Below are 25869 nucleotides of genomic sequence, written 5' to 3' on the forward strand. Positions count from 1 at the left end.
GGCACATCCGTAAATATTTTGTGAATCCTTATGAAAAAAAACCTTACCTTCTTCCTGGAAGTGTAAGGGCTTCTTCAGTCATGCTTGGATGACTTTGCTTGGAACGATATGAAACTTTTTTTTGAAGCACTTGCTAAAATAGTACGGATCCGAATAGCCGACGCTTTGCGAGACGTCAATAATTTTAAGTGAGACTAACCCTTCAGGCGGTACTTCTCTCAGCATCTCCATGGCTCGATCCAACCTCAAATCGGATAAATATTCCGTAAACGATTTCCCCGTTTCTTTCTTGAATATATGGCTTAGATAGCTTGGGTTGGCACAGATACTGCGTGCTGTATGCTGTAAGGTCAGGGACTCCTCGGCAAAGTGCTCTTCAATATACGCAATTGCTTTACTTACGATATCGGAACCTTTGAACCGTGCCAAATAGTTATCCAGTTCTGTAAAGACAATTTGATTAAAAAAGAGTTGAAGCCAGTGCTGCACGCCGGAAATGGTTTCCAGGCTATGCATCTGCCTAAACAACGGATGACGGTCCGTCATCCATCCGCTTGGCAGCGTTCCCCCGCGTTCCAGAATGACGGCGCTGCCGAATGAAACACACTCCATCAAGACGAATAAAGCAATTTCTTTGCTCGCCTGAATGCTGACGAGTCTTTGACAGAGCTCGTTGATTTTCTCGGCAAGCGCTTCCCGATTCTTATTGCGAATTGCCGTTATCCATTCCATTCGATCGATAGGTAGAGAAAAGACAGCATCTTCTGGACCTTCTTGATCATGTGTGTAAGAGATAACCCGGTTACCGCCTTTTGCAAATTTAACCTTTAAAACATACTCCGCCTCCGAATACGAGAGGTGTACTTGGCTTAAACTTTCATACGTTTGCCCTAAAGCGATCGTAACCCCAATATGCATTCTTTGGTCGATAAAGCTGCGGGCTTGCTCGCAAAGTTCAATTAATGCTTTGTCTTGATCATCCTTCTGCCCGACTAGGATTGCAATCTTATTGTCCTCGCCGTCGATCACCGCACAATAAGCGCCCGAAGACTCGAATGTATCCTGTAAAATGTTTTTGACCGCAAACCGCCAAAGCTGGCGCTCTTGTTCTTTGCTATAACGGACGCCCAATTCGTCGATTTCGACAACAAAGGCGACATAACCGTCCGCATGAAGAGGAATGTCATAATACTGGGCTTGCCGATACAGCATTTCCGGACTGTCTGACGGCTCATAAAGCAGCAGTTGACGTACAAAATGGTCTCTTAACAAAGGCTTCGTTCGTTCAACTTGTTCCTTTAGATCCTTAACATCATGAGAAGATTGCATTTCCTGTAAAAGCTCTTCGCGAATTTCTGTTAAAGCATGGCTAAGCTCATCCTCATCGACGGGCTTTAGCAAATAGTAAGACGCCCCCAACGTTATGGCAGCCTGAGCAAATTCAAATATATCGTAGCTTGTAATAAAAATAACTTTCGTATCAATATACGAAGATCTTAATGCTTCTACAAAATCTAATCCCGTCATTCCCGGCATATTAATATCGGCAACGATCAAATCATACTGTTCTTGTCGCGCAAGTTCTAGGGCCTGAGAGCCATTCTCTGCTTCTTGCTCGATGATGTAGCCAAGAGCCTCCCAGTCAATCAAATTAATCAGAAGTTTTCGGAAATAATATTCATCATCAACGAGTAGTACACGTAATTTGGGGTTCATAGACAGCTACATCCTCTCCTCAAGCTCAGTTTTTTCGAAGACAAGAGGGATCCTCAGCTGCACTTCTACGCCATCTCCAGGTTTCGAGAAAATCGTGATACCGAATGGCTGTCCGTAGCGAAGTCTAATTCGTTCCTGTATGTTGCTAATGCCAAAGCTGGATAAACCGTGATGAGACTGTTCATGCTGCCAAATTCGTTGGAGCTTCTCCTCGCTCATCCCGTTACCGTTATCCTTCACCGTGAAACAGAGGACCTCCACGCCATTCATCTCTTCAATTCCGCCGGTGATCTCACAGAGTGCACCTTCCTGCTTTTCTCTAAGTCCGTGGTAGACCGCATTTTCCACAAGCGGCTGCAGCAGCATATTCGGGATCCAACATCCCTCGATCCGGCTATCGAATTCAATCCGATAATGCATACGGTGGTACCGGATTGTTTGGATATAGAGATAGCTCTCGAGATGCTTCCTCTCCTGAGACACTGGAATGAGCTCTTGACCGCGATTCAGCGACATCCGGTAAAAATCGCCGAGCGATTTGACGACCTTGCCGATATCATGAGCTTGTTTCATCAAGGCCATAGAACGAATCATCTCTAAGGTGTTATATAGAAAATGGGGTTTAATTTGCGAATAAGAAAGTCGAAGTTCCAACTTTCGCTTTTGCTTCTCCTCATGGTTAATGGTATGCATCAGGTCTTGAATCCGGCTTACCATTTCATTGAATTTATAAGCCAATCGACCGACTTCATCGTTAGAAGTAACGATCGTCCGCGTATGCAGTTTGCCGTCTCCAACGGCTGTCATAGCCCTGCTTAGCTGCATAATCGGATTGGTGATCCATTTGGAAAAAATAATCGAAAGTATGAGCGCCAAAAGTAACCCTGTCAGACCAAAGCCTAAAATAAATAAAGTGATTTTCCACTGATCTTTCATTAATTCCTTGGTAGGTACCGCATAGACGGCTCTCCACCCGTTCTTATCCATAACTTTAGACGAAACGAGTATGTTCATCTTTCCATTATTGAAAATCGTAGAGCCATTTCCATCAACAATCATCCGGCCAAACAAGTCATGAGTCGATTGATAAACGATATCAGAATCATTAGCCGAAAGAATCCTGCCTTCGGCATTGACGATCATGATATTGCTTCGTAAGTCGTCATTGCTATAAATGTTGGACAACTTTCTCTCATCAATGTTGATATAGATGTAACCCATTAGCAGCCCATTGTTAATATTAATAATTCGCCTTCCTATGGATAGTAAATTTTTATGCTGATCGTTGACAAGAAACGAGCTCTCGAATGTTTCAATCCATACCGCCGTACCTTTAGCCGCTATCAGTTGTTCTTTCGGATAGACGTTTACCGATGAGCGGGTCACATTCGACATGTTGTCCGAATAGTAAATTTTGCTGCCATCCGTCGATTGAATGACAACAGAGTCAATATAAGGGTTGGATTCGACCAGCGTATTCAAATTGGCATACATCGATTGGATATCATCCAACTTCTGCAACTCGCTGTTCTCCTCATTCGTATCCATCAATACGGACTGGTACGTTTTATTGATCATCGAGAGCTTCGAGAAATTTTCGATATCATTAAACAAGGTGTTGATTGTATTGGTAATGTGTCCAATCTTTTGTTCAGAGCTGCGAAGAGCCCGCTCTTCTGCTTGATTTAACGTCATTTGATACAGCGTTATGGTCAAAAATACGATACTGGGTAAAATAATGATCACGTTGATGAACTGAATTTTTTTGCGAATCGGCATGTCTTGAAACACTTGTAACGCCTTAATACATATCCCCTCCAGCAAGCAACGTTGTGAATTAGCCGTTTACGGCTTCCTCATAATTTGCTCCATACTTTCCGTATACTGTGAGGAAGATAGTGTTCCCGTATACAATTTCTGGTTCAAATCCCGATACTCTTCTCCCTTAGACGTTGTGATTGTACTATACCAATAGGTTTGGATGAACTTGAAGCTTTTGAAATCCTTTACATACTCCGCATAAGCATCGTTTGTTTTTCCTTCTGTTTTCATTTCCGAGTCAGCATAAGAAGCTTGACCAAGCTTAACAAGTTCATTATTGATCTTTAGCGAATATCGGATTGCGAACTCCTTAGCCTTCTGCAGCTGCTGGGATTGCACGTTGACGAACAGTCCGTAAGGCGTGCTGCTACGCTCCCCGGTGTTTGTAGAGAATGGGTCCGCTGCTGCTCCCGTCTGGGGAAACTTGCTATAGCCCAAATCGTCGCCTAGGCTTGAAATGGCTTTCGTGAAAATCCAAGAGCCGTTGATGAGCATGAGCGCCTTGCCCGTGTAAAACAGTTCACGTGCTTCGAGATCGCTATGATTTAAAAAACCTTGTTGAAACGCATTTGACTGTACCAACTTAATGACTTTGTCGGCAGCATCCACAAATGGCTTATCGGTGAATTTGATTTCATTGTTAAGTGCTCGGTTAAAAGCATTCGGATCCTCGCGCAGCACCATCGTATTATAGATGATATCTCCCGGCCAGCGGTCTTTGCCGCCTAAGGCAATCGGAATAACACCTTTTCGATTGGCCGTCTTAATCACAGCAAGAAGTTCATCCCATGTTTTGGGTGGCTGAACGCCCAAATTGGCCATAAGCTTCTTATTATAGACGACGACTTGCGACTGCTCGGGACGGTAAGGTACGGAGTAAATACTGCCATCCGCTTCTTGAATCAAACTCCCTTTGTCAAATTTGGATGCAAGCCCTGTAGAGGTCAACACGTCATTTAACGGTGCAGACACGTTAGCATTCAATATTAATTCCCGCTCGGATTTGCCTAAGTATTGCGCGAATACATCGGGCAGCTCATTTGCAGAAACGGCCACTTTGATTTTGGTCTTATATCGTTCCGGATTTATAAATTCATAATTCAGCTTGATATTCATCTCTTTGGCGACCTCTTCGGCAGCCGGCTTCAAATAAATATCCGTATTAAACATCCATAAGGTCAATGCCCCACTGTTATTCGTTTCGTTTGCAGCTGCTAGGGCCTGTTTATCGGAAGCGCCATTACCACAACCAGATATAAGTACAAGACCAATCGTCAACAAAGGTAATAGACTTTGCTTCTTATGATTCATGTAAACTTCCCCCAGAGATGCTGTTTTGTGGTACTGATTCGTTTAAGCACTATTATAGCTTAAATTTCATAGAATCATAGTTAAAAAGGTCAGCCAGATTGCTCCGGATGACCTGACGCGTATGAACCATTTGGCTTAATATTTTGCGCCTCCGTCGGCAAGTCCGCCGATCACAAAGGTTTGGGCGCCGAGATACAAGATCAATGCAGGGATCGAAGCGATAACCGAAGAGCTCATTAGAAGTCCCCAAATGAAGGAATCAGAGAATTTAAAGCCTGCAATTCCAACCATTGCGGTCAGCTGGCTCGGACTCGTCGTGACGACAAGTGCATACAGAAACTCGTTCCATGACATGGTGAAGGCGAAGGTCGCCACCACCGCAATGCCCGGAGCAGCAATGGGGAAAATAATTTTCCATAGTGTTTGCAGTCGCGTGCACCCGTCAATCAGCGCAGCTTCTTCCAAAGAACCTGGAATCGCCTTGAAGTAGCTGAGCAGCATGTAGCAGCAATAAGGCACAATAAAAGTCGGATATATAATAAGTAATCCATACTTGTTATCGGCAAAACCAAGCTTGCTGACAAGCACATACATCGGGATAAACAGCACGGCTGCCGGCATCAAATAGCAGATTATGATGCTTTTCGTAATGAATTTTCTGCCACGAAACTTAAGTCGGGTCAGGCTGTAAGAAGCGAAAATACTTATGAATAAGGAGATCAGGGTAGCAAGTAGGGAAACGATTAAACTGTTTTTAAGGTTGGTCATAAACTCCGTTTGGCTAAACAAGTCCTTATAATGCTTCGTGGTTACCTCGGTCGGGATCAATGAAGGTTTGGCATCGTACATAAGTGCGTCGGGAGTGAACGATGTTTTGACCATCCAATAGACCGGAAATAATGTCCAGATTAAGCCGAAAACGACGATTGCATAAATCAACACTTTTTTGCGAACAGCACGTACGGTGGATGCTCTCATCCTAGCTGCCACCTCCTCTCAATCTTCCTTGGCAAGCTTGCTGGTCATGAAGAACATCAGCACCAGCAAGATCGGAATGATGGATCCGGCCACACTGAGCGATTTGCCCATATTATTTTGGAGAAAAGCAGTCTCGTACGTATAAACGGAAATTACCGCCGAATTATACAGAGGTCCTCCTCCGGTAATTAAATAAATATTTTCAAAATCATTGAACGTCCAGATCGAGGATAGCATTGTCGTAATAACAAGGACCGAACTGATGGAAGGAATCGTGACCGAAAAAAATTGTCGTATCGTCCCCGCCCCGTCAATTTTCGCAGCCTCATACATCTGCCTGTCAATCGTCTGTAAACCTCCAAGGATGCTGAATAAGAAGAAGGGGATCCCCCGCCAGATATTGACGATGATGACAGAGACTAATGCGATCTTAGGCCCGCTCAACCAAGCGACCGGATTTTCAATCATACCCGTATCAAGCAGCAATTGGTTAATGATGCCGTAAGAATCGTTATACATCCACTTCCACGTAAGCGCCGACACCAGTCCGGAAATCGCCCACGGTACAAGGAACAATACCCGTACAATGGATCTGCCAAAAAATGCCTGATTAAGCGTCAAGGCAAAAATCATCCCGATCACCAGTTTAAAGAACACATCCGTCATAAAATAAATGAAAGTATTTTTGAGAACCTTCCAATACACGGGGTCTGTAAAAATTTCGCGATAGTTCGCAAAGCCAATAAAATGCGCTTGGGCCCCTACGGTTTTATCGGTTAAGCTCAGGTATAGCGCGTTGATAAAAGGAATGCCGATCACCACGAAAATGACGATGATAACCGGCATGACCGACGTATACCCCAAAACCATTTCACTTCTTCGATTGGATGATTGCAGCATGGTTACACCTGCCTCGGGAAAGTACGTCAGTTAGGATTTATGTTCGTTTTATTTTTTCTCGTAAACTTTCTTGTAGCCTTTATCAATCTCATCAAGCGCTTTTTTCGGATCTGTGTTATTTACGACAATACTTTGAACAGCTTTGGGTAAAATGTATTCGCTGATGACTTGAGAAGCGCGCGCATCCGGAGGTCCTGGATCACCAAGCGGAACAATATTTTTCGTAGCGTTGAACCAGCCTTTATTTTCCGGCTTTTGCCAAAACTCCGTATTTTCAAATCCGTTCAATACCGGCACAGCCAATCCATTTAACTTCTCGATCAGCTTTCCATAAAAATCTTTGTTGAAGAAATAATCAATGTATTTTTTGGCGTTATCAATATTTTTGCCCTTGTTGAACATGACGAACACGGTACCGCCGCCTGAACCAAATTGTCTTTTTGGACCGGCTGGCCAAGGCATGATCTGCGTGTTGTTAAGCAATTCCGGTTTCTCTTTTCTCATAGCCGCATATACGCTGCTGGAGTTAAAAATGATCCCTACTTGACCATTCAAATATGCCGTATTGTTCCATGAGTCATCGCCTGTTACGGCGCCAGGAGGCGTCAATTTTTCCGTGAAGAAACTGGCGTCATATTTGAGTGCTTCCAAAGCATCCGCCGTATTGACCGTAACTTTACCGTCCTTATCCACCAAGTCCGTGCCGAACGTTCTAATTAAGTTTTCGATCCGGCCATTCGAGTCTCCGCCGCCTCCAAGCTGAAATCCAAGCCCATAAAAATTATTTTTCGGGTCGTTGATCGCTTTTGCCACTTTCTTTACATCATCCCACGTTTTCGGAAGCTCCAGATTCTTTTCTGCCACCTTATCTTTTCGCACATACATAACGTTAGGATTATGATAAACCGGAACCTCAAACCAACCTTCTAACGCATAGGCATATTTCTTGGAATCTTCCCGGAAATCATATTTCTTTAAGATATCCGAAATTTCCACCAATTGATTATTGCCCACGAATTGTTTCGCGACAAAATCGTCAGCTAGCAGCAAATCAGGCGGGTTCCCCGCTTCCACTGCCGCAAGCAGCTTGGTTTTTAAATCTGCCGGCGGGATCGCGACATACTCCACATCGACATTGAACTCCTTAGCGAATTGCGCCACTCTTTCTTTTTGCGAATCATTATATTCCTTCACGTATTCCGACTTGTCCCAAAAGATCAATTTCGTCTTTTTGGCATTGCTTTGCTCCCCCGATTTCGATGCATCTGCGTTTTGTGTGGTTGGAGCCGTAGTACTGCCGCTCACTGGAGTCGCATTCGAACTGGCATTGTTACTTGGACTGCTGCAGCCCGCAGCTGCAAATACGAGTGAGAAAACAACTGGCAATGACATCGCTTTTTTTAGTTTGGACATGTCGCTCCTCCTTCATTGAATCCGTTTACATTTTGATTATAGCCCGACGGGGGATTCAGGATGAATGGATTATTTTTGGGCGCACCCGTAAATATTTTGTTCGCTCCAAATTTTGCTCAGAACGTAAAAAGATTACCAATTATCTCGCCTGGAAGGTCGGATAAGAGGCAATCTTTATTTCTCCATTTGCCTTGCAAAAACTCATGATACATCCTCATACATTCGCCCATCTCGAAAACGAATAATACGTGTAGTTATCCTCGTTTTCGATAGGCTCCGTCTTTCTGAACCAAAACCAAGTATGTGAATTCGTTCTGTGTGCCGTCCTTCGCCATCACGTTAATCGTAAGGAGCCCCACGGAAGGATCGCCCTCGTTTAATTCGGCGAAACTTGTAGCAGTTACGGCCGCACCGTTGCTTACTTCCACTTCCAGCTTCTTTAGATCCATAGCCTTATCGTCGATCGCAAGAGTACTTATTCCAAACTTGTTCGTTACTTCAAATTTGTTTTTATTTTTGTACGAGATAAATTCGATAGCCGCAGCATTCGAGCTCTTGGTGGTTTCTACCCAGATAGGGTTGGAGAACGCAAAGCCAGTGCCAGTGAGAGGGCCTATGCCCGAGCTGCTCTCATTGGCTTTCTCGCTAAAAACCTCCATTCGGTAAAACTCCTGAGCTGTCACAGGCAGTGCTACCGTCTTCATAAATGTATTCGTGAACAAGCCCGACAGGTCTTCCTCAAGGACGACCTCTCTTCTGGAGTAGTCGTCTATGCTGCCCGTGACTGGATATTTGATCACGCGCACACGGCTCAGATTGGAGTTAGGATCGAATGCCTGAATATGAAGCTGTGCGACGCCGTCGCCTTCGATGTGCAGCGTCCCGCCCATATCGACACCGTCGATACTGAACCTTAACTCCGGGCCATTGGAGCCAAAGTATGCTCCGGTTTTCAGCAACTCGAGTACATTGTCCCCGGTGAGGCCCTGCATCAGACCCTTGCTGTACGTATCGCCTACCTTATCCTTCGTATGGCCGTCCGTATTGGCGAATCCGTAATATTTCGCATCGCCACGGATATTGATTTCGTCCCAGAACTTGAATGCCCGCTCATTGACGCCGTTGTCCAGCGCATGGAAGGTGCCGTTCCATACCTCAATGCCGGTGAAGTCTCTCCAGCGGTACGGATCCTCTAACGTATACTTGTTATCGAACGGATGAGCGAAATAGAACAATCCGCCTTGACCTGTCACTTCATTGATGCTGTCCTGCCAGCTGTATCCGGTCCCCGAATTGTTAATGTCATATCGAGGGGCGGCGTCCAGCCCGTAAACCAGCGCATGACCTACACTCGTCGTAAGCTCAGAGCCAGCAAGGCTTAGGAAACGGCCACCATAGCTCTGGGTGACGTTATCCGCATCTTGCTTAAAGAATAGATTATGTTCTACGTTCCATACCCAGGAAAGCAGCCTTTTGTTATACACGCTGTTCGCGTTCTCGGCAGTCGTATGAACACCGTCGCTATTTTTCGTGTGTGTATGGTTGTCACCCCCATAATATCCCGCACCCTTAACGTCGAAGCTGCCTATTCTAGTTATGTTGAACAGGCTTGCCGAGACGTTGGCCCGCATGGCTGCTCTTCCGCCTTCCAGCGCAACCGCCTTGACCTTAATCTCAACCTGCGACTGTGCTTCCACAACAGGGATTATCACTGCGTTTTCATCAAGCAGATGAACAAAATACGGCGGTATAACCTCAACCTGTAATTGCTGTAGCGCATCTTTGGTCACATTTTTTACTGTAACGGTAATATCAAACGGTGCTGTAACCGTAAGCTCCGAAGGCATGCTGATGCTGATGTCCGCGTACTTCTTCATCACGAAATCCGCCTGAATCCTCCGCGTATCTGCAAGCTGTATGCTCTTTCCCTCCACGGAGAACTCACCGCTTACTGGAGTGATGCCATAGATGCCCTTCCGAGCGAACAGCTGGTACTTGCCTTGACCGTTCGTAACTGTTCTACCGTATATGCTCCCTTGGCTGTCCGTTAACATGACCTCCGTAAAGGTCACCGGTTCTCCTGTTTCGGTGGTTACAGTTCCTGTAACGCTTCCGTAATTCTCTGCTTCGCCGTGCTCACGGATGAACCTTGCCCAGAATTCGGCTGCGGCATACGGCTTATCGGCCGGGCCAGCGATATGCGGCATATGGTAGAGCCTATAGGTCTTGCTCTGTCCGTTCGGTATGGACGCATCGAACCAGGCTCCTATCCAGATCCCCTCGTGTATGACGCTGTTTGGCTGCTGGTCCTCAGGCCATATGATGGCATGCGCGGTTTTTCCTGTAAATGAATTGTTGATTCCGCTGAACACGTAGTTCTCCGTCCAGCCGCTCTTAACCGTACTTTTCTCCTGGCTGTACACCCAGCTTGCACCAGGTAAGTAACTGTGCTGCTCCCCCGGCTGATCTGGGTCGATGATGTACCCTAAGTTCCCATTGAAATCGGCACCCGTCTGGTTATTCAGCGTGATTTCCATTTGGATCAAGGGGGTTCCTTCAACGATAGAATACTGGACAGACGATTTCATCTTATCGTTCTTGTCCCAGTCTCCGGCTGCGACGATGCTGTTATCCGTCCTGCTTATCTGCGGAAATTCCAGCTTGTTCAACGGGTGGAACCATGACCATTCCATATACTTACCGCTCGCCTCATCCTCCGGCATCACACCAAGATCGTCGCTCAAGACGAATTCCGTAAAGTCCATGTTCTCTTGTTTGTTCTGCATAGGAACCGCGTCCATGATATGGCCGGGTGTCAGCGTCCCCCACTTGCTGTTGCCCGACGCGTTATCAGTCCAGTCTTTCGGGTCCTTGCCGGCAGTCCTTACCGTACCTACGGTAAACTTGATATCGGGGCTTTCCATGTAATAATAATCGTTGCTTACCCACCAGTCCCTAGAGGTCCCATCATAAGTGAAGCCTGGATCTCCTTTAGTTACGCCGGTAACGATTTCTTGGACAGGAGCCTCCATGGTAAAATCGATCTTTGCCTTAGGCTCTGTGAGCACGTCGGTCAGATCCAGCTCAAAGCGATCGATTCCGTTCGTTGCGCTAAGGCTGTAAACATTACCAGTAACCGTATACACACTGTACATTCCTCTGCTATCGGTAGTGGCGGCAGCATAGGTGCTACCGGTTACGGTTTGGAATTTGATCTCAACACCAGGAGAAGGCTTGCCCCGGGCATCTGTTACGGTTCCTGATATCGTACCGATCACCGCAGGGTCGATGCCGTTTCGAATTACATCCGCCCATAATTCCGCGGTCTTATAGGACTCATATGCCGGAGACGGGTTATGCGGAAGATGGTAGATGATAAGCTCCTTCGTCTCCTTCGGGGCCAAGTTCACCTTAAACCATGCTCCGGTGATGTAACCTTCCGGAATAAGTGCCGAAGGCTGCTGGTTATTCGGCCACAGGATGGCTTGAGCCGTATTTCCAGTGTACTTATCCTGTATCCCATTGAAAATATAGTTCTTGTTCCAGCCCGAAGTGATATATGCGCTGGCTTGACCACCTCTCCACCCCCAGCCAGGTACATAGCTTTGCTGCTCCAACGTCTCTTCTGGATCGATGATATAAGCCAAGTGACCGGCGAAGGCGGCAGTCCCCTCATTAGTTAGCTTCACCTTCATTTGAATTAAAGGGGAATTCTCTACGATAGAATAGGTGACCTGTGCTTTAATGCTGGAATCGCTGTCCCACGCGCCTTTGGATACAATCGAGTTGTCCGACACTTGAATGTCGGGCATGCTTAGCTTCTCTAGCGGATACCACCATGTGCGGGCTAAGTTTTTACTAAGCACAAACTCCGTATAATCCAGGTTATCTCGGCGGTTGAACTTAGGGGCCGCATCCATAATATGTCCTGGCGTTAAGGTTCCCCACTTGTTGTTTCCCGACTTATTGTCGCTGAAGTCCACCGTATCCCTAGTAGCCAGATGGTTCGTGCCGATTGTCAGCTTGATCTCATTATTCTCTATGTAGTAATAATCTCTACCCTCGATCCAGTCCCTTGAGACAGGGCCATAGGTAAATCCCGGATCTTCGTTCGTGACTCCTGCCGTTGTCTGATTTACCGCTGCATTGGCTTGTTCCGTTGTGATCAGACATGCTAGAACTATAAACAGGGTGAGTAACGTTGCAGCCGAGCCTTGCGTTAACATTCGTTTGAGCATGAAGGTCCCTCCCTTTGTTATGACTTGCTGCAGGCGGATCGTGTTGTTACAAGTAGGTATGCGAAAAAACACCCTTAATATCTCTTACTAGAGCGATCAAGGGAATTCGAGTCTATATCGTCATGTTTTAAGCCTTGAATTAACTGCTCAATCGTTCTATTCGGTTCGGGATCAACTAGAACACCACGCTCCGTCTTAATCCCCACTTGAAATCGGTCATGTTTACGGATGGTGACAATTTTCACAGTTTATGCCCGAAAGGAGAATCCGGGAATCCCCCTTGTTTTAGTTTTGATTTGGAATAGAGAACCTGCTAAAGGATACTCCGCCCTATCAGACTCGTATACTTCGACGCTGGCCGTCGTGATGTAAAGGGTATCCAGGTTTGCACCGCCAAATGCGCAGGAAGTGACCTGAGGCGACGGCACATGGATGGTATCCAACCGATCGCCGGTATGCGGATTCCACCGTGAAACGATACCGCCGTCCCAATGGGCAACCCAAATCATCCCCTCTTCGTCGATGGTCATTCCATCAGGAACGCCCTCCTCCTTGGAAATGGTGACCGCCGTACGCTGTCCACTGATGTTTCCTGTAACCTCGTCGTAATCAAAGCTCCATACTTCACGTGTTGGCGAATCGATGTAATACATGTTCTTCTTGTCGGGGCTCCATGTTAGGCCATTGGAGCAGGTGATGCCTGTGAGAACCTTAGTCACAGACATGTCAGTATCTAGCCTGTATAACGCGCCCCCAGGGCTGGAATCATTCGTCATCGTTCCAGCCCAGAATCTGCCGGCCGGATCGCACTTACCATCGTTAAAACGGTTCGCTCCTTGATGACTTTCCGGGTTAATAATAGAAGTAAGCAGCTCCAATTTCTTATCAAATGCATAGAAACCGTCTTTCATGGCCAGTAAAAGGCCGCCAGATGCTCTCGGCACGACAGCCCCAACCGGCTGGCCTACATCAATCTCCCGATTCATGTCGGTAACCGGATTGTAAATAAACACCTTCTGTCCAAGGATGTCAACCCAGTAAAGCAAGCTCGCCGCCGCATCCCAGACAGCCCCCTCCCCTAGGAGAGTAGGACGTTTCACGGCCACCTGCAGACCGTCGGTCAGTTTCTCCATCCAGCAATTCTCCTCCCGCTTAGCATCATTGGCGCATTCATCTAGCAGTCGAGCCTCATTAAAGCGCGGCTAACGCGCTTTCCACCGCACGGACGGTTTCTTGTATCTCCCGTTCACCGTGAACTGCCGATACGTACCAAAGACCATTAGGCCGAATAAGCACGCCGCGCTCTAGCATTTTTTCAGCGAAACGGCTGTACATTGCTCCATCTCGCTTGTTAAAGGTATCAAAGTGTTCCACTTGTGTCTCCGTCGTGAACATCATATGGAACACAGGACCCACATGATTGATCACACTGGGAATACCATGCTTGGCGAGAGTGGATCGGATTCCGGCGACCAGCTGATCGGCCGTTTGCTCCATATGGCTGTATGCAGCTCCGCCGTCTTTGGCGAGCTCCTCTACAGTAGCCAGTGCCGCTGCTACTGCCACTCCATTGCCGTTCAGCGTGCCAAGATGACTCACAGTTCCATCTTCGATCAGCTTCATAATCTCTCTGCGTCCGCCAACCGCACTTATGGCAATGCCGCCACCCATCGCTTTCCCTACCGTAACGAGATCCGGGTTTAGATTAAACTTTCCATGCGCGCCTCCGAGTCCAAGACGAAAGCCCGTAATTACTTCATCTAGAATCATCACGATGCCAAGCTTCGAGGTCAGCTCCCGCATAAGCTCCAGATAACCGGGTTTAGGTTTGATACAACCGGAGTTGCACATGATCGGTTCGGAGATGACGGCAGCAATCTCATCCTTGTGTTCTCGTAAGGTTTGCTCTAACGCTTCGGGTTCATTCCAAGGCAGCAGGATCACGTCCTGCAAACTGTTGTCGCTTTGCCCGCCCGTGCCAGGAAGAATTCGTTCAGCCTGCACACCGGCAGCCCCGCCAGATTGGCGCATGTCGGCGCTAGGAAACGAAGTAAAAATGGAGTCCGACCAGCCATGATAGTGTCCGTGAAAACGAACAATCTTCGGCCGCCCTGTGTGGGCCCGCGCAAGCCTTAGCGCTAGCATGACCGCCTCCGTGCCGGAGCCACTCAATGCAACTTGTTCGGCGCACGGGAGCACCTCTGTCAGGAGGCGAGCCAATTGGATTTCTCCCTCATGTTGAAGGCCGAAGCATGGGCTCTTCTTCAATGCTGCAAGCACCCCGTCCGTAAGGGTTGGATGGGCATGACCAAGGATTAAAGGCCCGTATGCCAGCAAGTAATCAATATATTCGTTGCCGTCGATATCCAAAATACGCGGTCCTTCGCCGGACTCGGCGAACAACGGCGTCGGCTTCATCGCTGAACGCAGCGAACTAGCGACGCCACCGGAAAGTACTTGCTGCGATTCAGCATATTTCCGTTTTGATTTCTCAAATTTCGATTGCTCAAAGCCTGCCATCATCATCTCTCCTTCTATGGAAGCTCGCGGATTACCTAAAGCACTTACTATTAGGCTCTCTTGTCGTGTTAGTTAATGCATCATCCAACCGCCGTCGACATTAAGCGTTTGGCCTGATATGAAATCGCTGTCCTTGGAAGCGAGGAAGAGGAAGGCTCCTTCGACATCTGCGGCCGTCTCCCGACGGGAGAAGCATTGTGCTTTGGCCAGAAACTCCCCGCTCTCTCGGATCGTTTCCTCACTGACCTTCTCGTATTCCGTCTCGGTCAAAACGGCGCCTGGGGTGATGCAGTTAACGGTGATGTTATGCTCCCCCACTTCACGCGCCAAGGCGCGGGTAAACCCGATAATCGCCCCCTTCGAGGTGACGTAGTGCAGAAATTGCTTTTGACCTGTGAAAAAGGTAACTGACGACACATTGATGACCTTACCGTACTGCTGCTGCCGCATATATGGAAACACAGCCTTCGCACACAGAAACTGCGAGCGGACGTTTACTCCCATAATAGAGTCCCACTCCTCGGCAGTAATTTCGTACCACGTTTTGCGCGGATCCATCGCAGCATTATTCACGAGAATATCCACGGTCCCATAGCGCTTGACCGTTTCCTTCACCATGGCCTCGACATCATCCTCCTTCGAGACATCCGCCCCGAAGGCGAAGGCTTCTCCGCCGAAAGCACAGATTTCTTCCACCACACGTTCCGCGAGCTCGGGATGAGAACGGTAATTTACAACGACATTGGCCCCTTCTCTCGCATAGCACTTTGCAACCGCTGCACCGATGGAACGAGATGAGCCGGTAATAATGGCTGTTTTTCCCTGCAATTTCATCTGTCTGCTCCCCCTGTAGAGCACGACCCGCCCTGTAAGGCCGGCCGGGCTAGCTTTGTGTACTGCCCCAAAATCCCTTTGTGACGAATCACCGGCGGTGACCACTTCGCAAATCGATCTGTAAGCTCCCGTTTTACTTCTTCCGCTGTGCACTCTTCGCCTCGGATCCCCACGACGTCAATCGTTCGATTCGGAATATCGATGCGGACCAGATCTCCGTCTTCAACTACCGCTATCGGTCCGCCGTCAAGCGCCTCCGGACCGAGATAGCCTACGCATGGCCCGCGTGTAGCCCCGGAAAAACGGCCGTCCGTAACGAGGGACGTCGTATGGGAAAGCACCGGGTCGGAAGCGATCAGCTCCGACATGAAGAACATTTCAGGCATCCCAACTGCTTTAGGGCCCTGATAACGGATGATCACCACATCGCCTGGTTGAATGTGCTTTTGAGTCAAGGCGTCAACTGCTTCACGCTCGCTGTCGAAGACCCTCGCCGGGCCTTGATGCACCTGCATCGAATCGGCTACGGCGAACTTTTTCACGGTTGCGCCTTCAGGAGCCAGGCTGCCTTGCAGCACCGCAAGGGAGCCCTCCGCCTTCAGCGGCTTGCGGATGGAATAAATTAAATCCCGTCGGTTCAGCTTATAGTTAGCAAGAAACATCTCCGCGAAGGACCTCATCTCATTGCTCCGATACTGCTCGAGATTTTCCCCGAGCGTCTTCCCCGTAACGGTCATGACATCCAAGTGAAGATAATCGCGCAGCTCCTCCATGACCGCCGGTACTCCGCCGGCATACCAGAACAACTCCGTCGGATAATGTCCGGCAGTCTTCGTATCGACCAGAACCGGAATGCTGCGATGAATTTCATCAAACCGGGCGGCGTTCAGCTCAATCCCCGCTTCCTGAGCGATCGCTATCAGGTGCATCACAGCGTTCAAAGAGCCGCCGATCGCCGAATGCACCATGATCGCATTCTCAAACGCCTTAGGCGTCAAGATATCGGACGGTCTGAGGTTCAGCTTCATCAGCCGCATTATCTGCTGCCCAGCTGCCCGCGAAGCTCTCCGGATCTCAGCATTGACGGCAGGAATGAGCGCCGTCCACGGGAGAGCGAGCCCCAGTGCCTCGGCCATAACCTGCATTGTCGCTGCAGTGCCCATATATTGACAGGCACCGCAGGTCGGACAGCAGGCACGCTGGAAAGCAAGGAACTCCTCTTTCGTCATCTTGTTCTTTTCTACTTCCACACTCATATGCCACAGTTCTTCGTTGCTCCGCAAGCATGGACCTGCACTCATCGCACCACCAGGCACATGAATGGCCGGAATGTTGAGCCGTGCGATGGCCATGAGGTGCGCTGGAACGGCTTTATCACCAGCCGAGGTCAATACCATGGCATCGAACGGGGTCGCAAGCGCATGAATCTCCACCATCGAAGCGATCATATCTCGCGACGGCAGCGAATAGTGCATCCCATTGTGCGCCTGAGCCACGCCGTCGCAAATGTCCGTCGTGGTATAGATCGCCGGCTTACCGCCGCTCTGGAATACGCCTTTCTCGATCTCTGTTACAAGTTCTCCGAGGTGGTAGGAGCTTGGGTGGCTCGCTCCATTCGTGCTTTCCACGAGTACCTGCACCTTATCCAGGTCCTCTACTGTCCAATCCATCGACATGCGCAGCGCGTCGCCCTCAAAGCTGATTTTGCGGGTCTTTTGGCTATTAAGCTCAACATCCATATTCGACTCATGCTCCTTCTTCTGCGCAGGCTCGCTTGCTGCACCGCATTCTACTCGATCATGACCGTTCATTGTCTTCGTCCTCTCTCTTCTGGCAAGTCATCCCGTATAACGGATGCTCCGTCCAATCTGCTACGTCATCAAACGGATAGAAGGGCCGTGCAATTTTTCGAAACGATAGGGACTTGATGTTAGCCGTGCTGTACCCGGGGGTATCGAGAATATAAATATGACGGGTCATCTTTCCGTAATCGGCCCGGAATTGGTTCGCAGATTTGACCAGCACCAGATCTGCCTCAACCGGTTCCAGCCCCATGCTTCGATACATGCTCGGATCTCCGGAGAAGGTGGCGCGTTCCGTAATTAGCACTGATATACGCCCGATGTCGAATACGACGCAGCGTCCCATGAACGCTTCCGTATTCTTGGCATAGCCGCCCTTCAGGAAAAATCGCCCATCGCCGATTCTTCGGACGAGGCCTTTCACCTCGATTGGCCTGATGTTCCGATTCGAATCCATACTGGATACAGAGCCGCCAAGCGAAAGTGTAACCTCCTGCCCTACGCCGGAGGCAATGGCCTTCAGAACGGCAGGCGCGTCTACCATCGTGAGCAGGCAGCTATACGATTCGTGTATTCCACTAGCGAGAAGTCCTTGCAGCACGGCATTGCTGTCCCCTAGCGAACCAGCACTAGGGCTGTCCGCCGAATCTGAGACGACCATCTGGCCCTCCCCAGGATGCAGCTGCTGCAGCTTTTCCACGACCTCCTGCACGCTATATAACCGAATATCGAATTCCTTCCTCTTCTCCCAGAAGAGCGATGCCAGACGCTCCGCCTCCCGGGCGGCGGCTTCTTTGCGGCGGGCATCGCCGACGATCACCACGGCGCTGCCCATTTCTTCGATATCAAGCCAGGGCTGGACTGGAAATAACGAGGTTACAAAGGAGTCCCCCCGGACCTCGCCTGCCTCTGCTTCCGCCCACATCTCGGCAAACGGTCCGGAGGTCGATTGGCTGTTTTCCGCAGGAACGATCAGGGGCAGCTTCCGCATAATAACGATCGGTTCGATCTCGCCGCGAATAGTGGCAAACAGCAGCTTAGCCGCCCGGCGCCCCGTCTCAGCGAAGTCTGTGTGCGGATAGGTACGGAACCCGATAAGTCCATCCACATGACGCACCATGCTTCGTGTGACATTCGCATGCAAATCCAAGGAGATGACCAAGGGGATGTCCGGTCCGATACACTGCCGGATCAGCGCGATCAGTTCGCCCTCCGTATCATCGCAATCCTCAGAAACCATAGCCCCGTGCAAGGCGAAATACACTCCGTCGCAGCTTCCGGCATCCCGAAACGCAGTCTGAAGCAGCTCGCGAAGCGATGTTTTCAGCTCTGTAAACGCCTGAGCCCTCAGCATTCCGGAGGATACTGCATTTGCGGCTAGAACAGGAATGACCTCGATGCCCTCCTCGACTGCCTCCCGCATAAATCCCCACAGTTCATTTTCCGTCCGGATATCCCGGATCGTTTCGCCTATTACCCAGTGGTGCCGATAAAATTCCTCCATACTGCTTCGCGCAGGAGTAAATGTGTTGCTTTCCTGAATCAGACTCCCGATCAATACCTTCTTGCCCTTGCCACGACCCAAGCGCTACACCTCCAGAGGCGACCATTCGAGCAAGGTCACGCTATAGGAAGGAAGAAACCATACGAGCTGGCCATCCGACACGATGCGCTCTTCCCGCAGATCGAGCCGATGATCGTCGTCTACCGTATAGATGCGAACCGTGCTTGGCCCCTGCATCCCCTCAAATCCAATCGTATGCAGCCTTGCATTGCCACCGTAGCTAGTAATCAATGCAGCGCCGCCCCCCGCTCCGTTCAGCCCGGCCAAGCAAGACACATTAGTCGCTTTGTCATCGACGAGCGTCTGCACACGTTCAGCATACTTTGTCATCCGTTGGAACGCCTTAAAGCTATAGTAGGGCTTCTGCGGTACCCCGTGGTAATCAAACAGGCCGCAGAATAAGGCTGTCGGTTGACCGTCGTAGTAATTGGCGGCGTCCACAGGACAATCCTGAAGCAGCGTCAACACGGTAGAGGTAAAGGCTGCGCCGTGCGCATTCTTTTGCCTGTCAAAGTTACTCTTGCGTACATATTCATTTCCGCGATGCCAGATTTTCGTAAAATCCGTCTCCAGGTAATTCCACTCATTCAAGTGGCTTTCGGTCTCCGAGTAGCCATGCCGGTCGAGCTCGGCGCGTACATGATGGGCGTGCTCCACGATTTTATGGGGATTGCCGGTATACGTATGCCAAGTGAAGAAATCGAGCGGCAAACTACGCTCCTGGCAGTAGGCCAGGAAATCTGTCAAGAACGGCAGTGTAGGCCGGGCCGCCGCATAGCCTCCTACCTTCAGGGTGGGGTCATACGCTTTAATGGTCTTTACGGTCACCTCATACAGCTCAAACAGCTGAAGCGGAGTGCCGGACCACATCCGTTCGTCCAAATCCGGCTCGTTCCAAACCTCCCAATACCGGATATCGTAGTGATAACCGTCAGCCCAGCCTTCGTTATAATGGCGGATGATATTGACGCAAACCTGGGTCCATTTCTGATAATCGGCCGGCGGATGAACGTAATACTTCTGCTTGGTGTGCTCGATGCTTTCGCCAAGCCGGTAAACAATTTTCGCCCCTGTCTCCAGAATCGTACGCAAATATTCATCCGTGCGCGAGAAATCGTAATATTGCGGGTCCTGCGGGTCTTTGCTGAAATCAGGGAAAATGGTATGAATATCCACCTCCCAGGCATGAGGCCAGTTGGGATCATGGATGCGGACCAGCGGAATTCCCGCCTCTATGTAATAATGGGATACATCAATGAGCGAGCCGTAGCAGACCGGTCCGTTGTTGACCCCATGGATAGCCTTGATTTCTCCAGCTGAATGACTCAATGAAATGTTGATATCGGACATAGCTGAGACCTCCTACTTTATTAAAGACTTGAATCCATAACGTAACTTCTGTCAGATATTACGACGTAGAGCAAATCCTGCTCTACAATAACGTTTTGATAAAATCACAGCTGCCTTACGGCATGATGATCCCGGTATTCCTGCGGGGTCATGCCAAACTCCTTCTTAAATACCTTGATAAAATACGGCGTATTCAAATAGCCGACAGCGGCTGTAATTTCATAGATTTTCGCATCGCTTTTCTTAAGGAGGTGGACGGCTTTCTCCATTCTCACCCGGTGCAAATATTCCTTGAGCCCTTCACCGGTCTCTAGCTTGAACACCTTCGACAGGTAAACGGGATGCAGGTTTACCCGGTCAGCAAGGATATGCAGAGACACGTCCTCCGATAAATGCTCATGAATGAAATCCTTTACCTGACTGATCACCAATGCACGCGAGCTGCGAATGTCCTCTGTATTGTCGCTGGCTAACTTCCTGCACAGGCTCACCGCCCATTCCCTCATCCGCTGGACAGACAGCAATGCACGCATGTCCGGAATGCCTTCCATCTCCCCGATGCGTTCAAGCAGCTGGGCGAGCGTTTCTCCATTCATGTGGGCAAAACGATAGATCGCCGAAACGAGGGTATGATACCATTCGGCCAGCAACTCCGGCGAATCGTCCCAGGCTTGATCCAATTCGTCCGACACTGCGTCCAGCTTGCGGGCTGCTTCCTCCCACATTCCCGCCTCGAATAAGTGATTGAGGGAGGGCGCCTCATGAAGCGTTTTCAATACAGAAACCTTCCGATTCTCTTCTGGGTCATTGACCGTCATTAGCAGACCGACGTCCTTGCCGATTCGGCGCCGCATCGTTTTCAGAACGGATTGATAGCCAGTTGCCATATCATTCGGGAAGCATACCGAATTGCCGATAACAATGGAAATGTCCCCCTGCAAATAGCGCTTGACATTATGCTGCAGCTGGCTGCACAAGCGCGGAAGCAGGTGCATTACTTCCTCTGTATCCGGAGCCTCCTTGGCCTTAAGCGCGAGCACCAAATAGTCATGGCTGTCTCGGCAAGACCAGATCTCGAAATACGGTCCCAGCGATTCCTCGGCCATATTGCAGATCGAGAATTCCATCAGCAAACGATCTCTCCGGTTATACCGGGTGAACCGCCCTTCCTGCCGGATTAACACTAGCGGTACCTCATCCCCTTGGAAAAATGGGATGCCCATCATGGCCAGACTGTCCTCCGCCTCAAATCTACTCTCTTCCAGCATATTAGCCAGCACTTCTGACTTTAAAGCTGGCTGGTGCTCCTTCAAGAATTGCGCAGCCCGCTGATAGGAAGCCGCCTCTTCCCCTTCAACCGTCAGCTTACGGGTTATGCTTCGGATCGACTCCGCCAATTTGTCGTCACTGACTGGCTTAAGCAAATAGTCCACCGCACCGAGCTGAAGTGCCCGTTTGGCATATTTGAACTCGGCGTAGCCCGTTAACAGGATAATTTGAGTGTCCTTCGAAAATTTGATAATTTGCTCCATGAGCTGAATGCCGTCCATACCGGGCATGCGAATATCGGTAACGACGATATCCACGACTTGCTTCTTGATGAGCTCGAGCGCCTCGCGTCCCGAATAAGCACACAGGACATCCTCGATGCCGAGCTCTGCCCACGGAAGCGTATGGGCGATCGTATCGACAACCGACGGCTCATCATCTACGATCAGCAGCTGATACATGCGAATCCCCCTCTCCTGTACGAAGCACGATCATCACCCTCACGCCGCCTTCCGGTCCGTGTGCAAAGAATAAACCTGATCCATCCCTATACATAAGCTTTACCCGCTGATTTACGTTCCATAGTCCAAAGCCGATGCCGTTCTCGTCCTCATTTTCGCTCCGGTTTACGGCCCGCTTCATATAGATGAGCTCTTCCTGATCCATCCCGATACCGTCGTCGGTCACGATCAAACGGTATTCCCCAACGCCCGACTCTCCGGTAATGCTCACCTTCCCCTTGCCGTCCTTAGGCTCGATACCGTGAAGGATGGCGTTCTCGACCAACGGCTGCAGCAAAAGGCGCGGAACTACAAGACTTTTCATTTCCTCGGGAACATCTACTTCGTAAGCGATTCTTCGCATGCGCAGGTTTTGGATTTCCAGATAATTCACGATCAGAGACAGTTCTTCCTCCAAAGTGGATGACTGGTTACCAAGCCTAGTCGTGTACCGGAAGTATTCTCCTAAGTTTAAAGCCATCGCAACGACTGACTCCTCGTCCCCCATCCGTGCCATGTTTTTAATATAAAACAGGCAATTATAAAGGAAGTGTGGATTGATTTGTGACTGCAGCTGCTTGAGCACAGCTTCCCGGGATCGCAATTGCTCGGCGACCACTTTCTCCAGCAGATCTTGGATTTGTTCCGCCATCTCGTTAAATCGTACGATCAGAAAGCTGAACTCTGTCCCGCCGTTAAGCTTGACCCGAGAGGAGTAATCCCCGTGTTTAATTCGCTGTACATGTAAAACCAGTGCACGAATAGGAACCTGCACATTGCGGTACAGCATGTACGAGGCGAACAAGCTGAGCAAGAGCAGGAGAAACGTTGAACCGTAGAATAAATTGCGCATTTTGACCACCGGCGTCAAAATATCCTCAAGCGGCACGGTGTCCACCAAATACCAGCCCAAGTTATTAAGCTTCATGTAACTGGCGAGAGACTTTCTGCCGTTCATCTCCACCGTGAAATGAATGTTCGAGTTCACCATCGTCTGGCTATCGAGATACTTTATTAAATCGGCCGAGTTGGCCGGGTTCAGCGTTCGGTTAGCAATAACTCCATGCTCAGGATGATATAAGAACGGATCGCCCTGCCCGTCCGCTTTATATTGATCCAGCAGATCCTGCAGATATGAAGGCGAAAACGATGTTTTGACAATCAGTTTTGCTTCTGAAGGCTTCTCAAACGCTGTAATCGGATGCACCGCATACCAAACAAACTCGGGCTTCACGGCTTTCCCGTTATCCATCGTTGCATAATTCCAGCCCTTCGCAATCTGACTGAGCAGAAGATTCTCTTTCAAATCAACGGATGTGCTGGAGGTCGAGATGATATCCTTCGTGAGCCGTGAGTAGACGGTAATGTCCGTCATCCACCCGCTGATCCCAGACTGGAGTGTAATATTATCCAGAAGCATCTGGAGAAGCCTCTCCCGTTCGTAATAAGAGCCGGATTGATGCTGATATTCCAATTCACGTATAGCTGCGTCATTCGACATCGCAATGGAATTCATGGAGATTTGATCGATTTTCGCCTCCATTTGTTGATAAAGAAACCGAAGCTTATTCAAATTGTTCGTTTTCATTTCATCTTCCAAGACACGAACCGCCGTCTGGTTGGACAATGCAAATAAGAGCATTACGGGCACCAACAAGCCTATAATCATCACAACGATCTTCGTGAATATCGTAACCTTCTTATCCAATGCTGCTCACCTTTCCCCTCTGTAGAGACACTGATGGTTATTGCCTTCTCTATGAGGGACTCAAATCCTTCCTGAGCAAAAAGGGAACTTCTCAGTAGTAATGAAAAATTCCCTTTTTGAAGCGGATTATTTTTTGGTGGCACTCTTATACCATTCATTGACTTCCTTGGTGATTGCATCGCCGCCTTGTGATTTCCAGGTCTGGATGAACTTATCGTAAGCTTCGATCGGTTCGTCGCCGAATACAATTTTACTAAACGTTTCCATTTCGAGCTTGCTCAAGTAGTCGCCTTTGTCGGTCATGGTTGCTGTTGCCCCACCCGTATACGCGTTCATCAGACGATTGGCCCGCTGATTCCAGACATTGCTCGAGGACTGAATCTCGATCGGAGGAGCAAGCTGTGACCAGTAGCGCTCGTACGGCGTTTGCGGCTGTCCGTTCTTCGCCAGGTTGACCAGTGCCGTAATGTTCTGAGACGGAATACGAGGACCCTGAGTCATCAGTAGGCTGTAGAAGAAGACACGTACACCGCCGCCGGGAATCTTTTGCAGATCCGTTGTCACCTTGCCGTCAACCATATCCCAGTCATAGCCCTTCGCCCAACCATTCTCAAACTCACTTCCGGCCTTCGGATCGGCGATGTTATCGAACAGGAAGTTTCCATAAGTGAAGAAGGCTTCCGGTTTCTTCATCTCTTTATTGATAAAAATTGCACCTACATACGGCTGTGTGGCAAAATGAAGCCCTTTACCGTTTGCGCCCACCGGCAGCTGGAACGTATTAAGCTTCGCTTGCGGATTGTTTTTGGTCAAGTCGCCCATCGGCCATGCTTCGGACCAATACGGACCGGCGAAGCTGCCTGCCCGGCCTGCGGATACGAAGGAGCCCGCCTTCGCTTCATCCCATACAGGCGCTTCTTTCGGAATGTAGCCTTTGGCTACCCAGCTCTTGAGCTTCGCGAGCCCTTCCTTGACGCCCGGCTGTACAGAGCCGTAAGCCAGCGTACCATCCGCTTGCTTCATCCAGATCCCTGGGATGGCGCCGTACGCACCGAACAGCCAGCTGACTCCGAAATGGTTGGCATACGCCTTCTTGAAGCCCACTGATAGGCCAAATGTGTTCTTCTGACCGTCACCGTCCGGGTCCTGATTCGTGAAAGCATCCAGTACCTTCTCATAATCGTCGACGGTTTTCGGCTCAGGCAGGTTCAGCTTTTTCATCCAGTCATCGCGAACCCAAAGCACAGGGTCGTTATTGTAATCGTAATCGAGCCCAGGAATACCGTACCGCTTGCCGTCTTTGGTGAATTCATACCAGGCTGATGGATTCTCAGCCATCGCTTTCTTCCAGGTCTCGCCAGCATACTTATCAAATAAGGCTCCAGCGTCTTGGAAACGACCAGATTCGATCAGGAGCCGAGCCATTTCCCCGCTGGCATGCACGATATCGGGCATCGGCTCGTTGGCGGAAAGCGCCAGCTTCAACTTCGTATCATAGGCATTGTTCGTGTTCACGACGGACCACAAGCTTTTGATCTCAATGCCCAGCTTCTCCTTCGCCCAGCGGGTATGCACGTTATCGTCGATCGTCTCCCCGTTCTTAAATGTAGCTGGGCCGGGAACCCCTCTTACCGTTGTAATCGTTACAGGCGGATCAAATTTACCGTTGACCTGCTGAAGCGGAGCTTTGTCCGGCGCTGCCGGTGTCCCTGTCGTTGTGCCGCCACTGCTCGACGTACAGCCGATCGAGGATCCGGCTAGGGCAATAGTGAGCACGGCTAGTGCCATTCTTCGTTTGGTTAGATGCAACGTACGTTCCCCCTTAACCTATTGTATTGGGCTTACATTCAAATCATAAAGGAATATATCGGCGGGTGAAATAACACTTTGTTAACACAGCATGTTTTTTTATTAACATCCGGCCTCCTCATACCTATCGCCTTTA

17 protein-coding genes are annotated in these 25869 nt (G+C 49.4%); all 17 read right to left on the minus strand.

The features are described from left to right. Nucleotides 1-78 precede the first annotated feature (78 nt). Nucleotides 79-1716 carry a response regulator gene (locus AC58UU_RS23010; RefSeq protein WP_497319130.1) on the minus strand — a complete coding sequence of 546 codons (1638 nt, stop codon included), beginning with the start codon at nt 1714-1716 and terminating at the stop codon, nt 79-81. 6 nt (nt 1717-1722) lie between these two features. Further along, entirely contained in the window at nt 1723-3495 is a 1773-nt protein-coding gene (locus tag AC58UU_RS23015) for a sensor histidine kinase (protein ID WP_497319131.1), read from the minus strand. Between the two features lie 66 nt (nt 3496-3561). Continuing rightward, nucleotides 3562-4848: an ABC transporter substrate-binding protein gene (locus tag AC58UU_RS23020; protein WP_497319133.1), complete on the minus strand. Its 1287-nt coding sequence runs from the start codon at nt 4846-4848 to the stop codon at nt 3562-3564. 135 nt (nt 4849-4983) lie between these two features. Then, on the minus strand, nt 4984-5826 hold the full coding sequence (locus AC58UU_RS23025; protein WP_497319134.1) for a carbohydrate ABC transporter permease: 843 nt from the start codon (nt 5824-5826) through the stop codon (nt 4984-4986). A gap of 18 nt (nt 5827-5844) precedes the next feature. Next, nucleotides 5845-6726: a carbohydrate ABC transporter permease gene (locus tag AC58UU_RS23030; protein ID WP_497319135.1), complete on the minus strand. Its 882-nt coding sequence runs from the start codon at nt 6724-6726 to the stop codon at nt 5845-5847. 48 nt (nt 6727-6774) lie between these two features. Then, complete coding sequence (locus AC58UU_RS23035; RefSeq protein ID WP_497319136.1) at nt 6775-8139, minus strand: ABC transporter substrate-binding protein; 1365 nt, start codon at nt 8137-8139, stop codon at nt 6775-6777. Between the two features lie 254 nt (nt 8140-8393). Next, nucleotides 8394-12377 (minus strand): CehA/McbA family metallohydrolase, encoded by a 3984-nt coding sequence (locus AC58UU_RS23040; RefSeq protein ID WP_497319137.1) that lies wholly within the window; start codon nt 12375-12377, stop codon nt 8394-8396. A 74-nt stretch (nt 12378-12451) separates the two neighbouring features. Further along, on the minus strand, nt 12452-12622 hold the full coding sequence (locus tag AC58UU_RS23045; protein WP_497319139.1) for a hypothetical protein: 171 nt from the start codon (nt 12620-12622) through the stop codon (nt 12452-12454). A gap of 3 nt (nt 12623-12625) precedes the next feature. Then, on the minus strand, nt 12626-13510 hold the full coding sequence (locus AC58UU_RS23050; protein ID WP_497319140.1) for an SMP-30/gluconolactonase/LRE family protein: 885 nt from the start codon (nt 13508-13510) through the stop codon (nt 12626-12628). 58 nt (nt 13511-13568) lie between these two features. Then, complete coding sequence (locus AC58UU_RS23055; protein ID WP_497319141.1) at nt 13569-14897, minus strand: aspartate aminotransferase family protein; 1329 nt, start codon at nt 14895-14897, stop codon at nt 13569-13571. Nucleotides 14898-14969: 72 nt separating this feature from the next. Continuing rightward, nucleotides 14970-15755: an SDR family NAD(P)-dependent oxidoreductase gene (locus AC58UU_RS23060; protein ID WP_497319142.1), complete on the minus strand. Its 786-nt coding sequence runs from the start codon at nt 15753-15755 to the stop codon at nt 14970-14972. Then, on the minus strand, nt 15728-17542 hold the full coding sequence (gene ilvD, locus AC58UU_RS23065; protein WP_497319143.1) for a dihydroxy-acid dehydratase: 1815 nt from the start codon (nt 17540-17542) through the stop codon (nt 15728-15730). Before ilvD ends, AC58UU_RS23060 begins: the two co-directional genes overlap by 28 nt. Then, the gene (locus AC58UU_RS23070; RefSeq protein ID WP_497319144.1) at nt 17529-19118 is read right to left on the minus strand and encodes a M81 family metallopeptidase; all 1590 of its coding nucleotides are present in this window, start codon (nt 19116-19118) and stop codon (nt 17529-17531) included. Before AC58UU_RS23070 ends, ilvD begins: the two co-directional genes overlap by 14 nt. Nucleotides 19119-19121: 3 nt before the next feature. Next, the gene (locus AC58UU_RS23075; protein WP_497319145.1) at nt 19122-20447 is read right to left on the minus strand and encodes a GH39 family glycosyl hydrolase; all 1326 of its coding nucleotides are present in this window, start codon (nt 20445-20447) and stop codon (nt 19122-19124) included. A gap of 104 nt (nt 20448-20551) precedes the next feature. Beyond that, entirely contained in the window at nt 20552-22177 is a 1626-nt protein-coding gene (locus tag AC58UU_RS23080) for a response regulator (protein ID WP_497319147.1), read from the minus strand. Continuing rightward, nucleotides 22152-23924, minus strand: coding sequence for a sensor histidine kinase (locus AC58UU_RS23085; protein WP_497319148.1), 1773 nt, complete (start codon nt 23922-23924; stop codon nt 22152-22154). The genes AC58UU_RS23080 and AC58UU_RS23085 overlap by 26 nt, the downstream gene beginning before the upstream one ends. A gap of 126 nt (nt 23925-24050) precedes the next feature. Continuing rightward, entirely contained in the window at nt 24051-25733 is a 1683-nt protein-coding gene (locus AC58UU_RS23090; RefSeq protein WP_497319150.1) for an extracellular solute-binding protein, read from the minus strand. Between the last annotated feature and the right edge of the window lie 136 nt (nt 25734-25869).

Source organism: Paenibacillus sp. JT22N1, from assembly GCF_059692155.1.

Bases quoted from the DNA above. Each gene is read 5' to 3' on its own strand.
- AC58UU_RS23010 (WP_497319130.1), bottom strand. From the start codon at position 1,716: ATGAACCCCAAATTACGTGTACTACTCGTTGATGATGAATATTATTTC.
- AC58UU_RS23015 (WP_497319131.1), bottom strand. From the start codon at position 3,495: ATGCCGATTCGCAAAAAAATTCAGTTCATCAACGTGATCATTATTTTA.
- AC58UU_RS23020 (WP_497319133.1), bottom strand. From the start codon at position 4,848: ATGAATCATAAGAAGCAAAGTCTATTACCTTTGTTGACGATTGGTCTT.
- AC58UU_RS23025 (WP_497319134.1), bottom strand. From the start codon at position 5,826: ATGAGAGCATCCACCGTACGTGCTGTTCGCAAAAAAGTGTTGATTTAT.
- AC58UU_RS23030 (WP_497319135.1), bottom strand. From the start codon at position 6,726: ATGCTGCAATCATCCAATCGAAGAAGTGAAATGGTTTTGGGGTATACG.
- AC58UU_RS23035 (WP_497319136.1), bottom strand. From the start codon at position 8,139: ATGTCCAAACTAAAAAAAGCGATGTCATTGCCAGTTGTTTTCTCACTC.
- AC58UU_RS23040 (WP_497319137.1), bottom strand. From the start codon at position 12,377: ATGCTCAAACGAATGTTAACGCAAGGCTCGGCTGCAACGTTACTCACC.
- AC58UU_RS23050 (WP_497319140.1), bottom strand. From the start codon at position 13,510: ATGGAGAAACTGACCGACGGTCTGCAGGTGGCCGTGAAACGTCCTACT.
- AC58UU_RS23055 (WP_497319141.1), bottom strand. From the start codon at position 14,897: ATGGCAGGCTTTGAGCAATCGAAATTTGAGAAATCAAAACGGAAATAT.
- ilvD (WP_497319143.1), bottom strand. From the start codon at position 17,542: ATGAACGGTCATGATCGAGTAGAATGCGGTGCAGCAAGCGAGCCTGCG.
- AC58UU_RS23075 (WP_497319145.1), bottom strand. From the start codon at position 20,447: ATGTCCGATATCAACATTTCATTGAGTCATTCAGCTGGAGAAATCAAG.
- AC58UU_RS23080 (WP_497319147.1), bottom strand. From the start codon at position 22,177: ATGTATCAGCTGCTGATCGTAGATGATGAGCCGTCGGTTGTCGATACG.